Genomic DNA, 13,666 nt, shown 5'->3' with positions numbered 1-13,666 from the left:
GGGGCGCGAGGTGAGGTCCGGGCTGCATATTCGGGCGGCTCCGGCTAGAATAGGGGCAGTTTCGCGCCTCTGGAGCTCAGGTGAATTCGGTTCAGAATCCAGCCTATGTCACGGGCCTCGAGGCGCGCTTTGCCGCCGCCGCGCGGCACAGTCGCATGGTGCGGATTCTGCGCGTCGCGGTTCCCGCGATGGTCGGGCTGGCGATGGCCGTGATCATCTACATCGCACTCTTCAATCCGTTCCACGACCTGATCCCCAAGCTGCCGCTCGAGATGGATAACCTCGTCGTGTCCGGCACCAAGATCACGATGGAAGCGCCGCATATCGCCGGCTTCTCCAACGACGGACGGCCCTACGAAATGTGGGCCAAGGCGGCGATCCAGGATGTCACCGATCCCGACCATGTCGAGCTGAAGACGATCCGCGCCAAGGTGGCGCAGCAGGATCGGTCGACGGTGACGATGGATGCGCGCACCGGCTTCTTCGACAACAAGAAGCAGCTGCTCGACTTGCGCCAGGACATCTTCCTGCAGTCGTCCACCGGCTATGAGGCGAGGCTGACGCAGGCCTTCGTCGACATCAACAAGGGCAACGTGTCGTCGGACGAGCATGTCGACGTCAAGCTGCTCGACGGCACGCTGACCGCCGACAGGCTCCGGATCTACAACAGCGGCGAGCTGGTGCGGTTCGAAGGCAATGTCGTGATGAATCTCGACAAGCTTGGTGACAACAATGCTGCCCCGCCTGCCGAGCCCGCTCCACCGCCGCCGCCGCCGAAGCCGCGCAAATCCGCCAACACGAAATGATTTTGATGATGAGACGTTTTCCGCACGGCATGGCAATTGCGGCGTTCCTGCTCGCGCTTTTCTCCGCGAGTGCCGCGTTCGCGCAGGGCTCGATGAGCGGCGTGCCCAACGCCATGCAGGGCTTCTCGCAGAACCGCGACCAGCCGATCCAGATCGAGGCTGCTTCGCTCGAAATGCGCGACAAGAAAAAGGAGGCGACCTTCGCCGGCAATGTGAAGGTCGTGCAGGGCGACACCACCATGACGTCGAAGACGCTGGTCGTGTTCTACGAGGATAAATCGACCCAGGCGCCGGCGCCCGCCCCGGCCGGCACCAAGGGGGCAAACGCCAAGGGCGCCGCGCCGATGCAGACGGCAACCCCGGGCCCCGGCGGCGCCTCCTCGATCAAGCGGCTGGAGGCGAAGGGCAATGTCGTCGTGACCCAGAAGGATCAGGTCGTCACCGGCGAGACCGCGATCTTCGACACCAAGACCAATCTGATCACGATGCTTGGCGGCGGCGGCAGCCAGGTGGTGCTGACCCAGTGCCAGAATGTGCTGCGCGGCGACCGCCTTTTGGTCGACATGACCACCGGCGTCTCGCGCGTCGAAGCCGACAATGGCAAGGTGCAGGGCCTGTTCATCCAGTCGCCGGGCGGACAGAGCGGCAAGTGCGGCACGCCGGCCGCCCCCGGCTCAGCCCCGGCCCCGTCGCCGATGCAGCTGCTTCCCGGCGGCAAGTCCAAGTAAGCTTCACGTAAGGTCAAGCAGAATCAATCAGTTAGATAATATTCTGCGGCCGCGTGGTTGAAGCCGGCGGGGCGAGACTGTATCTACTGCAGCGGCCCGGCCGAACAATGCGCCTCGAGGGGAATATGTTGGCCGGGACAGGGGCATCCATTCATTCAAGGCGCGGGTGATCGCGCTTTGCCGTGTTGTTCGAGCATGATCTCCGCGCAAACGCGTCCGCTTTTGTCGCGCGGGAAGGCCGGTATTCAGATTTCCGGCTCATGCTTGCGGCTTCGCACGCGAATCGATCGATGCGCAGGCGAGGTCGCGGGATCACCGTGAAAGGCTGAAGCGAAGCGGGGATGGTGGATTTTCTCGGCATGTTCCGGCGGCGCTCTGCGAAACGCAGTACCGGATTTGCGCGCTCGCATGACGACATTACGGCGCTCGACGACCAGTTCGGCGAGATGCTGACGTCTCCAGTGCGCGACGCGCCGCCGATGGCGCGCGCCGCGTCGGCTCCCGGCGTCGAGCTGCCGCGATCCCAACCGGCAGCAGCGCTGGCGCGGGCGAGGCCGGCCAGGAACAGCGCGCCCGCCGCGCCGCAGCTGATCAAGCGGCCGGGTTATCTGGCTGTGCATAGCGTGGAAAAGAGTTTTGGCAGCCGCCAGGTCGTGCGCGGCGTCAGCATCTATGTGCGCCGTGGCGAGGCGGTCGGCCTGCTCGGGCCCAACGGCGCCGGCAAGACCACCGTGTTCTACATGATCACCGGGCTGATCAAGGCCGATCGCGGCGCGATCGAGCTCGATGGCCACGACGTCACCAAGCTGCCGATGTATCAGCGCGCGCGCCTTGGCATCGGCTATCTGCCGCAGGAAGCCTCGATCTTCCGCGGCCTGTCGGTCGAGCAGAACATCCGCGCGGTGCTCGAGGTCGTCGAGCCCTCGAAGAAGAAGCGCGAGCACGAGCTGGATTCGCTGCTCGACGAGTTCAACATCACGCGGCTGCGCAAGAGCCCGTCGATCGCGTTGTCCGGCGGCGAGCGCCGCCGCGTCGAGATTGCGCGCGCGCTGGCGACGCGCCCCAATTACATGCTGCTCGACGAGCCGTTCGCCGGCATCGACCCGATCGCGGTCGGCGACATCCAGGACCTCGTCCGCCATCTCACCAACCGCGGCATCGGCGTGCTCATCACCGACCACAATGTCCGCGAGACGCTCGGCCTGACCGACCGCGCCTATATCGTCTATGCCGGTGAAATCTTGACTGAGGGAAGCCCGGAGGAGATCGTTAATGATCCCGATGTACGTCGGCTTTACCTTGGCGAGGAATTCCGCCTGTAGCGCATGATCCGCCAAAGTGTGAAGCGGTTTGGCGATAAGATCATGCGCTAATTAAAGAATTTGACGCGCGATCGGACGCAAAACAGGGGCGTCCACTTTTGCTGATCGCGGTTATCGCTATTTTCCAATCCGTCAAGCCGTGTACAAGGGCTTCGGACTAATATAAGCAAGAATCGAGCCAACTTTTAGGATCGTTCTTGCCTCCATGGCGCTGACCCAAAGACTAGAGTTCCGCCAGTCGCAGTCGCTGGTGATGACGCCGCAGCTGATGCAGGCGATCAAGCTGCTGCAACTGTCGAACCTTGATCTGTCGGCCTTTGTCGAGGAAGAGCTGGAGCGCAATCCGCTGCTGGAGCGGGCGGCCGACGGACCGGAGCCGCCGGTGGCGGGCGAGCCCGCCATGGAGCGGCCGGACTACGGCGATTCCGACGGTTCCAGCAGCTATGGGGACGATGGCGACGCCTCCGACATGGCCGCAGGCCCAGGCGGCGAGGCCGGATTCGATCCCGGCCAGGAGGAATGGCTGAACCGCGACCTCGGCAGCCGCGCCGAAATCGAGCAGACGCTCGATACCCGCCTCGACAACGTGTTTTCCGAGGAGCCGGCGGAGGCGGCGGCGCGCGCCGCGCAGGATGCACCGCCATCGGTCTACACCGAATGGGGCGGCGGCGCCTCCAGCGACGACGAGTACAATCTCGAAGCTTTCGTGGCCGCCGAGCTGACGCTTGCCGACCACCTCGCCGAACAACTCGCGGTCGCGTTCTCGGCGCCGGCGCAGCGCATGATCGGGCAGTATCTGATCGACCTGGTCGACGACGCCGGCTACCTGCCGGCCGATCTCGGCCAGGCCGCCGAGCGGCTCGGTGCGTCGCAGCAAGCGGTCGACGAGGTCGTCGCCGTGCTGCAGAAGTTCGATCCGCCCGGCGTATGCGCGCGAAACCTGAGCGAATGCCTCGCGATCCAGCTGCGCGAGCTCGATCGCTACGATCCGGCGATGCAGGCGCTGGTCGAGCATCTCGACCTGCTCGCCAAGCGCGACATCGCGGCCTTGCGAAAGCTCTGCGGCGTCGACGACGAAGACATCACCGACATGATCGCCGAGATTCGCCGGCTCGACCCGAAGCCCGGACTGAAGTTCGGCACCGCGCGAACGCAAACCATGGTGCCCGACGTCTATGTGCGTCCGGGTCCCGACGGCGGCTGGCATGTCGAGCTCAACAGCGACACTCTGCCGCGCGTGCTGGTCAACCAGACCTATTACGCTGAACTGTCGAAGACGATCCGCAAGGACGGTGACAAGTCGTATTTCACCGATTGCTTGCAGAACGCGACCTGGCTGGTCCGCGCGCTCGATCAGCGCGCCCGCACCATCCTGAAGGTCGCGACCGAAATCGTCCGCCAGCAGGATGGCTTCTTCACTTATGGCGTCGCGCATTTGCGGCCGCTCAATCTGAAGGCGGTCGCGGACGCGATCCAGATGCATGAATCGACGGTGTCGCGCGTCACCGCCAACAAATACATGGCGACCAATCGCGGCAGTTTTGAATTGAAGTATTTTTTCACCGCCTCGATCGCGTCGGCCGACGGCGGCGAGGCGCATTCGGCCGAAGCGGTGCGTCATCACATCAAGCAATTGATCGACGGCGAGGCCGCGTCGGCGATCCTGTCCGACGACACGATCGTGGAACGTTTGCGCGCCTCGGGCATTGATATCGCCCGCCGTACCGTCGCGAAGTATCGCGAGGCGATGCGGATACCATCCTCGGTGCAGCGCCGCCGTGACAAACAGAGCATGCTCGGTAATGCCCTTTCGGCTCCTGCCTCCTCGTCCGACCGGTCGCGCGACACGGCCTCCGTTTAGGTTACTTCTTGAGCGTGACCCCGTTCGGGTACGGACCGGGCCATGCGCTCGTTGCGTTCGCGCCAAATCGGGATAGTCTCAATCTTTCCAGGTCGAACGTCGTCCAGAAAGGGAGGTAACCGGAAGCCCAGCAAGCATCATGCTCCTGCAAGAGTGATCGAGGCATCCAGCAATTGAGGCATCAAATGACCCTTCGAATCTCGGGAAAGAGCATCAGCATCGGCGAGGCGCTTCGCGCGCGCGTCAGCGAGCGCACCGACGAGGTCCTGCGAAAGTATTTTGATGGCAACTATTCGGGTCACATCACGCTGAGCAAGGATGGCTTCGGCTTCCGAACCGATTGCGCGCTGCATCTGGATTCCGGCATCACGCTGGAAGCCGAATCCAACGCCACCGACGCCTATGCCAGCGCGGACGCCGCGCTCTTGATGATCGAGAAGCGCCTGCGCCGCTACAAGAGCCGGCTCAAGGATCGCTCCGCCCGCAAGACCTATGCCGCGACGGCCGCGCTCGCCGAATTGAACGGCGTCGGGCTCGACGCGCCGAGCTACGTCATCGAGGCGCCCGAGAACGAGGACGAGGTCACCGAATACAGCCCGGTGATCATTGCCGAGGCAACCACCGCGCTGAAGCGGCTGTCGGTCAGCGAAGCCGTGATGGAGCTCGATCTGACCGGCGCCTCCTGCCTGGTGTTCCAGCATGGCGGCAGCGGCCGGTTGAACATCATTTACCGCCGTACGGACGGTAATGTCGGCTGGGTCGATCCGCCGGCGGTGAGCCCTTGAGGATAGTTGGCAGATGGCATTGACGTCCGAAGCCGGCCCTGCTTATGGTCCGCCGCCTCCAGGAACAAGGGGGGCGGAACAGGGTTCGCAGGTGTTGGCACCGCCGATACGTTGGAGTAGAAGCCCTGCCAACCGGACCCGGGCTAAGCCCGCATCCCACCTCATCTTCTTGACGCCGCCGCTGTAAAGCCTATTTCGCAACCTGACGGTCATTCACCTCGGAACGTCCCAATGCCGATTACCGATTTGGTCGCACCCGAGGCGATTCTCCCGGCTTTGAAAGTCATCAGCAAGAAGCAGGCGCTGCAGGAACTCGCCGCGCGTGCCTCCGCTCTGACCGGGCAGAATGAGCGCGCCATCTTCGAGGTGCTGCTGCAGCGCGAGAAGCTCGGCACCACGGCGGTCGGCTATGGCGTCGCCATTCCGCACGGCAAGCTGCCCAAGCTGGAGAAGCTGTTCGGCTTCTTCGCCCGCCTTGAGCGCCCGATCGATTTCGAGGCGATGGACGGCCAGCCGGTCGACCTGATCTTCCTGCTGCTCGCACCGGAAGGCGCCGGCGCCGACCATCTCAAGGCGCTGGCGCGGATCGCCCGCCTGCTGCGCGACCAGGACGTCGCCAAGAAGCTGCGCGCCTCACGCGACGCCCAGGCGATCTACTCGGTGCTCGCACTGCCGCCGGCGAGCGCGGCGTAAGGCCGCCTGCCGTACGATTTTGCGGGCGCTTGGCGGCCCGTGGTATAGTTCGTTCGTGACGCGAACCGAAGCCCTCAGGAAGCTCCGTGACCAGGCCGATGCCATCAAGGCACTCGGGGCGACTTCGCTGTATCTATTTGGTTCGACTGCGCGCGACGAGGCTCGTGCAGGGAGTGATATTGATCTTTTCGTGGACTACGATCCTCGCAGCCGGTTCAATGCTCTCGACCTGGTCGCGACCAAGCGACTGCTCGAAGAGAGTCTCGGCGTCGAAGTCGATCTCACCACACGCAAAGGACTTCATCCACTGATTCGAGAGCGGATCGAGGCGGAGGCAACGCGGGTTTTCTGAATGATCGTGCGCTCCCCTTGCTTCGTATCCACGACATGCTCGAAAGCATCCGTGGCATCGAAAAGGCGTTGGCAGGAAAATCCATCCGCGACTACGAGCGCTCGTGGCTGCTGCGCTCCGCAATTGAACGCGGAATCGAAGTCATTTCGGAAGCGAGCCGCCACCTCGGCAGCGAGTTAAAGGCTCAGCACGAGAATGTCCGCTGGAAAGACATCGCAGGCATAGGCAACATCTTGCGGCATGATTACCAGCGCGTTGACGCCACGAGGTCAAGGATGATCTACCACCGCTGAAGGCCGCGCTGTTGGCGCTCAAGGCTTCATTGGAGTAGTCCGTAGCCCGGATGGAGCGAAGCGCAATCCGGAGCTACTCTAACTGCGGATAGTTCAGTCCCGGATTACGCTGCGCTCCATCCGGGCTACGGAGCGTTCGCAAACCTCTCAGCAGATCGTCGGCAGCAGACGGCGAACCTCGTCGAGCAGATCGGGGATTGCCTTCTCGTCATTGGCGAGATGCCGGAGCAGCGCGCTCTGGAACAGGCCGTCGAACAGCGCGTACAGCGCCGCCGGTGACGATGCCGGCCGCTTGTTGCCGAGCTCGGCGTAGCGCGTGGCGATGCGCCAGATCATCGCTTCCAGGCTCTTGTCGATCTCGAGCACGTCCTTGCGGAACGCCGGCTCGAACATCGCCTGCGAGCGCAGATCGTACCAGAGCCGATGCATGCGCGCTTCGTTTTCGAGCGTGGCCGCGAGCTTGGCGAGAAAACCTTCGGTCAATTCGTCGCGGCTGCGTGCTGTCGTCACCACCTCGTCATAGCGCGTCACGCATTTCGCCTTGTAGTGGCGGACGCAGCAGCAGATCAAATCGAGCTTGTCGCTGAAGTAGTAGTGAAACACGCCGTGCGTGAATGCGGAGTTTTGCGCGATCTCGCGCAGGCTGGTGCGCGCGAAGCCGAGCTCGCCAAGCGTCTCCAGCGCGGCCTCCGCGAGCTCGACGCGCCGCGCGTTGAACTTCTCGTCGCGCAGCGCCTCGGCCGCTACAGCCACCCGTTGGGCCGCTCCTGTCGCTTGCCGCGCCATTCCGTGCCTTCCCTCTGCTTCTTCCCTCGAGCAACTATACCGCGGCGACCGCGGCGCGCTCCATCTCTTCACAATCATCCTCTTTGACACTTGTCAAATTCAGACTTGACAAGTGTCAAGTTCCTGGATGAGGGTTGGCGCAATAAATTTGGACAACCGTCAAGACGGCTGACCAATCGAGAAACAGGAGGAGATGCACCGCCGGGCACGCCAACGCTGCGCCCTGCCGACGCCGGCCGCGATCACCATTGCGCTCCAAATGCGCAGGCCCCGGCCCGCGCTGCCTCTGTCAGCACCACCATCAATCGGCAAGCAAAGGGAGGACTACGTCATGAGTGGGAAGAGCCTTGAAGGCAGGAAAGCCCTGGTCACCGGCGGCGCCCGGGGGATTGGCGCGGCGATCGCGCAGGCATTGGCGCGGTCCGGCGCCGCGGTCATGATCGGTGACATTCTGGATGACGCCGGCAAGGCCAGCGCCGCCGAGATCGCCAAGGCCGGGGTCAAGACCGGCTTCGTCAAGCTCGACGTCACTGACGATGCGCAATGGGAGCGGGCCGCCGCAGCGACGGTCGAAACTCTCGGCGGCTTCGACATCCTGATCAACAATGCCGGCATCGAGATCACGTCGCTGGTCGCCGACATCAAGGCCGAGGACGCGCGCCGCATGTGCGACGTCAACATCGTCGGCACCGTGCTCGGCATGAAGCACGCCTTCCGCGCGATGCGGCCGGGCGGCGCCGCGGGCAAGGGCGGCGCGGTCGTCAATATCGCTTCGGTCGCGGCGACGATCGCCTTCCCGAGCATCGCGGTCTATTCCGGCACCAAATCCGCGGTCGACCGCATGACGCGGGTCGGCGCGATGGAAGCCGGCAAGCTCGGCTATGGCGTGCGCGTCAACTGCATCTATCCAGGCCTGATCCCGACTGACATGGGCCTGCAGCTCGCCAACGACATCGTGAAGATCGGTCTCGCGCCCGACGTCAACGCCGCTGTCGGTTCGGTGGTGGAGCAGACGCCGCTCGGCAAGCTCGCGGAGGTCTCCGACATCGCCGACGCCGCCGTGTTCCTGTGCTCGAACGATGCGCGATTCATCACTGGCATCGGCCTGCCGGTCGATGGCGGCATGGGCATGTAGCAACAAAGCCGACAACAAGCATTTCGGAGGATCGCAATGAGCGACAAGAAGCCCGTCATCGTCTATGGCGCTTCCGGCTATACCGGCCGGCTGGTCTGCGAATATCTGCGCGAGTACAACATCCCCTTCATCGCCGCTGGCCGCAGCGCCGAGAAGCTCAACGCCGCGATGAAGTCGAACGTGGCCGGCATCGAGACCGCCGACTACGAGGTCGTGTCGGTGCCGCACACCGTGGCCGCGCTGACTGAATTGTTCAAGGGCGCCTCGGTGGTGCTCAACACCGTGGGCCCCTTCGCCAAGTTCGGCGGCGAGGTGGTGCAGGCCTGCCTGGCTGCCAGGTGCCACTACACCGACACGACCGGCGAGCAGGATTGGCTGATCACGCTCGAGCAGGAGTTTGGCACGAAATTCGCCAATGCCGGCCTGCTGCTGGCGCCGGGCATCGCGCAGATGTACACCACCGGCGAGATCGCCGCGCAGCTGTGCCTGGAAACGCCCGGCCTCGACACACTTGATATCGCCGTGTTCTGGGGCGGCAGCCCGACCATCGCCTCGACGCAGACCATCCTGGTCAACGCCGCGATGGCCAAGGCCTACTACCTGGAGCAGAACAAGTACGTCGAGCATCAGCCCGATGCCGGCCTCTACAACCTCGCCATCCCCGGCCAGCACGAGCTGGCGCTGGCGCTGCCGTGGGGCGGCACGTCGCACCCGGTGTGGTTCAAGCAGGATCCGCGCGTGGCCAACGTGAAGGTGCTGGGCGGCGTGTTCAATCGCGCGCTGATGCTGGGCGTGCCGCAGATCGTCGCCGCCGCGCTGGAGGCGACCAAGGACATGAAGCCCGACGAGCGCTACGCCGCGCTGGCACAGACCGCTGCCGGCGTGATGAACACCATGCCGCCGCGCGAGAACCCGCGTGTCAACAAGTCGCTGGATTCGGTGTATGCCTCCGGCCCGCTGGGGCGCGCGCACTGCGTCATCTACGGCAACAGCAACTACAAGCAGACCGGCATGCTGCAGGCCTATGCTGCCGCGCACCTGCTGCAGCAGCCGCCCAAGCGTGTAGGGTTCGCCTCCGGCTGTCAGGCGTTCGGCCATCGCGAGCTGCTCGGGCAATTGCGCAGTTTTGGGCTGGTCGGCAAGCCGGTCCTGACCGTGCATGATTGAGCTTGAGCCCCGCTCGGATCGGGGCTCGACACTCCTTCCCTGAAGCGTTTTCGTTTTGCTCGAAAACGCACCTTCCGCGGGTGACGCAGTAGCGCGTCACCCGCCTCTTGCGCGAGACCTGCCATGCGCTTCATCGATTATCTCGATAAGGGTGCCTCGCTCGGCGCCGACGTGCCGTGTCTCACCATGGACGGGCGCGACCTCAGCTATGGCGAGGTGCAGCGGCTGAGCTACCGGATCGCGCGCGGGCTCGAGCGGTCGGGTATCTCTCCGGGCGAGAAGGTCGCGATCCTGTCCGGCAACGATCCGCTCGCTTTCGCCTGCGTGTTCGGCATCTCGCGCGCGGCTGCCGTGTGGTGTCCGATCAATCCGCGCAACGAGGCGACCGAGAACAAGTTCATCCTCGATCAGTTCGATTGCAGCCTGCTGCTGTTTCATTCCAGCTTTGCGCCGATGGTCGAGGCGGTCCGGCAGGACCTGCCCAAGCTGCGCGCGCTGGTCTGTCTCGACGCCGAGCTGCCGTTCGCGCCGTCATTCGAGCGCTGGCTCGGCGGGCTTACTGATGATGTCTATCAGCGCGCCACGATCGACGATCTCGCGATGATCCCGGGGACCGGCGGCACCACCGGCAAGCCGAAGGGCGTGATGCTGTCGGGACGCAACATCGAGGCGATGACCGCGCTGACCCTGATGGGCTATCCGTTCAAGGGCCGCCCGATTTATCTCGCGCTGGCGCCGCTGACGCATGCCGCCGGCGTGCTCTGTTTCCCGATCATGACGTTGGGCGGCCGGGTCGTGATCATGCACCACCCTGACATCGGCGAGTTCCTGGCGCTGATCGAGCGCTACCGCGTCACCCACACCTTCCTGCCGCCGACCGTGATCTACATGCTGCTCGATCATCCCGGGCTCGACGCGGCCGATCGCAGCTCGCTGCAATGCTTCTGGTACGGCGCGGCACCGATCTCGGCGACGCGGCTAGCGGAAGCCTTGAAGCGGATCGGGCCGATGGCGCAGCTCTTCGGCCAGACCGAGGCGCCGATGATGATCTCGATGATGCCGCCCGCCGATCACTACAATCCGGACGGCACCATCGCGATGGAGCGACTCTCGTCGGCCGGGCGGATCGGCCCGCTGGTGCAGGCCGGCATCATGGATGGCGACGGCAAGCTGTTGCCGGCGGGATCGCGCGGCGAGATTGTGGTACGCGGCTCGCTTGTCATGGAAGGCTACTACAGGAACCCCGAGGCCACGCGCGAGGCTTCGGCGCATGGCTGGCACCACACCGGCGACATCGGCTACATCGACGGTGACGGCTATCTCTATATCGTCGATCGCGCCAAGGACATGATCATCACCGGCGGCTTCAACGTATATTCGATCGAGGTCGAGAACGCGTTGCGCGCCCACGAGGCGGTGCAGGATTGCGCCGTCATCGGATTGCCCGACGACAAATGGGGCGAGCGGATCGTCGCCGTGGTGCAGCCGCGCGTCGGCCACACTGTCGACGCGAGCGGGCTCGCCGCCTTCGTCAAGCAGCAGATCGGCAGCATCAAGACGCCGAAGCAGATCGAGGTCTGGGACGATCTGCCGCGTTCCAAGGTCGGCAAGGTGCTGAAGCCGGACATCCGCGCGCGGCTGGTGCAACGCTAGCCCGTGCGATCCGATGTCTACCTCTTGCCGTACTCGGTGAACACGTAGTCGCGATTCTGTACCACCGTGTGGCACGCATGGCCGCACTTCGCGTCGTTTTCCTGCGGCGGATTGTCCGCCGTAGTGGCGGGCCTGAACACATCTGACGCCGCGTCATACTCGAACGCGCCGTATCCCCATCCGCCACTGTCTGCGAACCTCTTGCTGTCCTTGACCATGAAGTCGACGTCATGCTGCGCACCCGGCACCGTCGGTTGACCGGGATACGCCTCCTGCTTCTTCGGGATCCAATGGATCTTCGCCATCTTGGCGCCATCCGGGAACGGCTTGCCATTGCCGGGTATGCCTTCCCGGAAGGCGCCGATCATCGCCGGATTGCCCAGGATCGCGGCGATGACGCCTTCGTTCTCGCTGATCGCGATCACGGGCCAGTCCTCGTATCCCCTGAACTCGGAGAACGCGAGACCGTTGGGCACCTGCAGGCTGTACTTGTCCTGCGCGGAAATCGCGACACCTGTCGCGAGGACGGAAATCGACACCGAAGCAACGAGATTGATCAGCGAGCTCTTCTGCATGGTCGCATCTCCTTCAATCGATTTGGCGGCGAATGATTCGTGCTGGAAATTCCTTGTCGCAGTGCTTCTCGCGGGAACTTATTACAGCACGGAAATGCACGGAGCGAAATGGAGCCGCGGCCATGGTCCGCTGCCCAAGGCTGCGCAATGAATTGCTCAAGTTGAGCGAGCTTTCGCTTGGCGATCGAAGACACGAGCACCTATTGACAACCAGCCGATGACGCCGGAAGACGGACGCGCGCAACGAACCAGGGATGACTGATGTCCCGCGATTTTCGCCTTGATCGCGTTCCCGTCGACGTTCTCGCTTACGAGCTCGCCGAAGAGAGGGCGAGTGCGCTCGGCCGCATGGGCCGCGCGCTGGAACAGGCACTCGCCAGGCTGCGCGAGTTCGATGCCGCCCATCCGCGCGCTGAAACATCGACGTCAACACAACAGGCACGGCGCCTCCTGGTGCGGGAGGCCGGCCATGCGCTCTGGATGTTCGTGGTGCAGCGGGAAGCCTGCGGGCTGCGCAACAACCGCATGCTGATGCGCGACTACAACGTGCCCGGCGAGGTGCAGCTCAGCATGGGCCCGATGCTCGCCACGTCGACCTCATCGCCATAAAAAATGCGCAGGCCCCCTCGGTGACGAAGCAGGCCCGCGCATTGAATTCGCGGATGCTGAATTCAGCCGTAGATTTGCGTCAGTGGACGCTGACGGCCTGCAGCTCGTTGCTCCACGCATTTGCGACCGCGGCTTCGCGGCTGTCGGTCAGCATGATCGGCGTGCCGTCGGCGGCGTGCAGTGCGAACAGCTTGAGGCCCGGCGCGATCTTCGGCGCTTGCGGAAAGAGATCCGGCACGTCCTCGGAGCGGACCTGCTTCACGTAGGCGATATGACCTTCGCCCAGATGGGCCAGCGCTTCCGGCGTGACGCTCTCGGATTCGATGGTGGTGGTACTCAGTTCACTCATGGTCTCGACTCCTCAGTCAGATAAGCGGTCGAGTCCGCTCGTTGTTTCTATTATTCGTGCTCATTGATAGCGATTGTCTTAATGACCCGTTCAGGTTCCGGCCTGGCCAGGTCGATCGACAACAACCCGTTCTTCAGATCCGCGCCCAGCACATGCATCCCCTCCGCCAGCACGAAGGTGCGCTGGAAGTGGCGCGCGGCGATGCCGCGATGGATGTATTGCCGGGCCTTGTCGTCCTGCTGGCGGCCGCGGATGACGAGCTGATTTTCCTCAATAGTTACATCGAGTTGGTCGCGGGTGAAGCCCGCCACCGCCAGCGTGATGCGCAGCCGCTCAGGCTGCCCGTTGGTACGGTCGCACCGCTCGATGTTGTACGGAGGATAGCCGTCGGCGCCCTTCACGACGCGGTCGAGCGCACGCTCGATCTCGTCGAATCCCAGAAGGAACGGACTGGACAACGATGGAACACGAGACATTACAAAGTCCTCTCGAAGCGACTTTGAGGGGCCCTTGCGGCGCCCCATGCAACCGGCGGGCCGTCTGGCCTCCGGT

The 13,666-nt window shown here is 63.9% G+C and carries 16 protein-coding genes; 12 read left to right on the top strand and 4 right to left on the bottom strand.

Annotated elements, in window-relative coordinates:
* The first annotated feature begins 80 nt into the window (after nucleotides 1–80).
* The 8 genes from lptC (at nucleotide 81) to J2R76_RS27380 (ending at nucleotide 6,840) form a co-directional block, all read left to right on the top strand.
* Nucleotides 81–806 carry an LPS export ABC transporter periplasmic protein LptC gene (gene lptC, locus J2R76_RS27415; RefSeq protein ID WP_057020391.1) on the top strand — a complete coding sequence of 242 codons (726 nt, stop codon included), beginning with the start codon at nucleotides 81–83 and terminating at the stop codon, nucleotides 804–806.
* A complete protein-coding gene (locus J2R76_RS27410) occupies nucleotides 803–1,534 on the top strand; it encodes an LptA/OstA family protein (RefSeq protein ID WP_057020392.1) in 732 nt (243 codons plus the stop codon). The genes lptC and J2R76_RS27410 overlap by 4 nt, the downstream gene beginning before the upstream one ends.
* Nucleotides 1,535–1,875: 341 nt before the next feature.
* Nucleotides 1,876–2,856 carry an LPS export ABC transporter ATP-binding protein gene (gene lptB / locus J2R76_RS27405; RefSeq protein WP_253588365.1) on the top strand — a complete coding sequence of 327 codons (981 nt, stop codon included), beginning with the start codon at nucleotides 1,876–1,878 and terminating at the stop codon, nucleotides 2,854–2,856.
* A gap of 205 nt (nucleotides 2,857–3,061) precedes the next feature.
* Nucleotides 3,062–4,717, top strand: a complete 1,656-nt coding sequence (gene rpoN / locus J2R76_RS27400) for an RNA polymerase factor sigma-54 (RefSeq protein WP_253625214.1) — start codon at nucleotides 3,062–3,064, stop codon at nucleotides 4,715–4,717.
* A gap of 185 nt (nucleotides 4,718–4,902) precedes the next feature.
* On the top strand, nucleotides 4,903–5,502 hold the full coding sequence (gene hpf / locus J2R76_RS27395) for a ribosome hibernation-promoting factor, HPF/YfiA family (protein WP_028337939.1): 600 nt from the start codon (nucleotides 4,903–4,905) through the stop codon (nucleotides 5,500–5,502).
* Nucleotides 5,503–5,733: 231 nt separating this feature from the next.
* Nucleotides 5,734–6,195 (top strand): PTS IIA-like nitrogen regulatory protein PtsN, encoded by a 462-nt coding sequence (gene ptsN / locus J2R76_RS27390; RefSeq protein ID WP_016843543.1) that lies wholly within the window; start codon nucleotides 5,734–5,736, stop codon nucleotides 6,193–6,195.
* 55 nt (nucleotides 6,196–6,250) lie between these two features.
* Complete coding sequence (locus J2R76_RS27385; protein WP_057020394.1) at nucleotides 6,251–6,547, top strand: nucleotidyltransferase family protein; 297 nt, start codon at nucleotides 6,251–6,253, stop codon at nucleotides 6,545–6,547.
* Between the two features lie 35 nt (nucleotides 6,548–6,582).
* Nucleotides 6,583–6,840, top strand: coding sequence for a DUF86 domain-containing protein (locus J2R76_RS27380; RefSeq protein ID WP_253625213.1), 258 nt, complete (start codon nucleotides 6,583–6,585; stop codon nucleotides 6,838–6,840).
* A gap of 147 nt (nucleotides 6,841–6,987) precedes the next feature.
* Here the strand turns inward: J2R76_RS27380 and J2R76_RS27375 are convergent, their stop codons facing one another.
* Nucleotides 6,988–7,593 carry a TetR/AcrR family transcriptional regulator gene (locus J2R76_RS27375; protein ID WP_026192040.1) on the bottom strand — a complete coding sequence of 202 codons (606 nt, stop codon included), beginning with the start codon at nucleotides 7,591–7,593 and terminating at the stop codon, nucleotides 6,988–6,990.
* A gap of 364 nt (nucleotides 7,594–7,957) precedes the next feature.
* Between J2R76_RS27375 and J2R76_RS27370 the strand changes: the two genes are divergently transcribed.
* From J2R76_RS27370 to J2R76_RS27360, 3 genes are all read left to right on the top strand, one after another.
* A complete protein-coding gene (locus tag J2R76_RS27370; protein ID WP_016843541.1) occupies nucleotides 7,958–8,761 on the top strand; it encodes an SDR family NAD(P)-dependent oxidoreductase in 804 nt (267 codons plus the stop codon).
* Between the two features lie 36 nt (nucleotides 8,762–8,797).
* On the top strand, nucleotides 8,798–9,928 hold the full coding sequence (locus J2R76_RS27365) for a DUF5938 domain-containing protein (protein ID WP_092081095.1): 1,131 nt from the start codon (nucleotides 8,798–8,800) through the stop codon (nucleotides 9,926–9,928).
* A gap of 123 nt (nucleotides 9,929–10,051) precedes the next feature.
* Nucleotides 10,052–11,581: an AMP-binding protein gene (locus J2R76_RS27360; protein ID WP_253625212.1), complete on the top strand. Its 1,530-nt coding sequence runs from the start codon at nucleotides 10,052–10,054 to the stop codon at nucleotides 11,579–11,581.
* Nucleotides 11,582–11,598: 17 nt separating this feature from the next.
* On the opposite strand, the gene J2R76_RS27355 is transcribed toward J2R76_RS27360, so the two are convergent.
* Nucleotides 11,599–12,156: a cytochrome P460 family protein gene (locus J2R76_RS27355; RefSeq protein WP_253625211.1), complete on the bottom strand. Its 558-nt coding sequence runs from the start codon at nucleotides 12,154–12,156 to the stop codon at nucleotides 11,599–11,601.
* Nucleotides 12,157–12,417: 261 nt separating this feature from the next.
* On the opposite strand from J2R76_RS27355, the gene J2R76_RS27350 reads away from it, so the two are divergent.
* On the top strand, nucleotides 12,418–12,765 hold the full coding sequence (locus J2R76_RS27350; RefSeq protein ID WP_057020400.1) for a DUF6665 family protein: 348 nt from the start codon (nucleotides 12,418–12,420) through the stop codon (nucleotides 12,763–12,765).
* Nucleotides 12,766–12,844: 79 nt separating this feature from the next.
* Here the strand turns inward: J2R76_RS27350 and J2R76_RS27345 are convergent, their stop codons facing one another.
* Together J2R76_RS27345 and J2R76_RS27340 are read right to left on the bottom strand one after the other, a co-directional pair.
* Nucleotides 12,845–13,114: a DUF1150 domain-containing protein gene (locus J2R76_RS27345; RefSeq protein WP_016843536.1), complete on the bottom strand. Its 270-nt coding sequence runs from the start codon at nucleotides 13,112–13,114 to the stop codon at nucleotides 12,845–12,847.
* A gap of 50 nt (nucleotides 13,115–13,164) precedes the next feature.
* On the bottom strand, nucleotides 13,165–13,590 hold the full coding sequence (locus tag J2R76_RS27340) for an Hsp20 family protein (RefSeq protein WP_057020402.1): 426 nt from the start codon (nucleotides 13,588–13,590) through the stop codon (nucleotides 13,165–13,167).
* Between the last annotated feature and the right edge of the window lie 76 nt (nucleotides 13,591–13,666).

The sequence above is a fragment of the Bradyrhizobium sp. USDA 4532 genome (genome assembly GCF_024171315.1).
Classification (GTDB): Bacteria; Pseudomonadota; Alphaproteobacteria; order Rhizobiales; family Xanthobacteraceae; genus Bradyrhizobium; species Bradyrhizobium australafricanum.
Note: the sequence above shows the minus strand (reverse complement) of the source record. Positions and strands in the feature narration are given on the sequence as shown.

Coding starts and splice junctions, on each gene's coding strand:
- J2R76_RS27410 (WP_057020392.1), top strand. CDS start 803: ATGATTTTGATGATGAGACGTTTTCCGCACGGCATGGCAATTGCGGCG.
- lptB (WP_253588365.1), top strand. CDS start 1,876: ATGGTGGATTTTCTCGGCATGTTCCGGCGGCGCTCTGCGAAACGCAGT.
- rpoN (WP_253625214.1), top strand. CDS start 3,062: ATGGCGCTGACCCAAAGACTAGAGTTCCGCCAGTCGCAGTCGCTGGTG.
- hpf (WP_028337939.1), top strand. CDS start 4,903: ATGACCCTTCGAATCTCGGGAAAGAGCATCAGCATCGGCGAGGCGCTT.
- ptsN (WP_016843543.1), top strand. CDS start 5,734: ATGCCGATTACCGATTTGGTCGCACCCGAGGCGATTCTCCCGGCTTTG.
- J2R76_RS27380 (WP_253625213.1), top strand. CDS start 6,583: ATGCTCGAAAGCATCCGTGGCATCGAAAAGGCGTTGGCAGGAAAATCC.
- J2R76_RS27370 (WP_016843541.1), top strand. CDS start 7,958: ATGAGTGGGAAGAGCCTTGAAGGCAGGAAAGCCCTGGTCACCGGCGGC.
- J2R76_RS27365 (WP_092081095.1), top strand. CDS start 8,798: ATGAGCGACAAGAAGCCCGTCATCGTCTATGGCGCTTCCGGCTATACC.
- J2R76_RS27360 (WP_253625212.1), top strand. CDS start 10,052: ATGCGCTTCATCGATTATCTCGATAAGGGTGCCTCGCTCGGCGCCGAC.
- J2R76_RS27355 (WP_253625211.1), bottom strand. CDS start 12,156: ATGCAGAAGAGCTCGCTGATCAATCTCGTTGCTTCGGTGTCGATTTCC.
- J2R76_RS27350 (WP_057020400.1), top strand. CDS start 12,418: ATGTCCCGCGATTTTCGCCTTGATCGCGTTCCCGTCGACGTTCTCGCT.
- J2R76_RS27345 (WP_016843536.1), bottom strand. CDS start 13,114: ATGAGTGAACTGAGTACCACCACCATCGAATCCGAGAGCGTCACGCCG.
- J2R76_RS27340 (WP_057020402.1), bottom strand. CDS start 13,590: ATGTCTCGTGTTCCATCGTTGTCCAGTCCGTTCCTTCTGGGATTCGAC.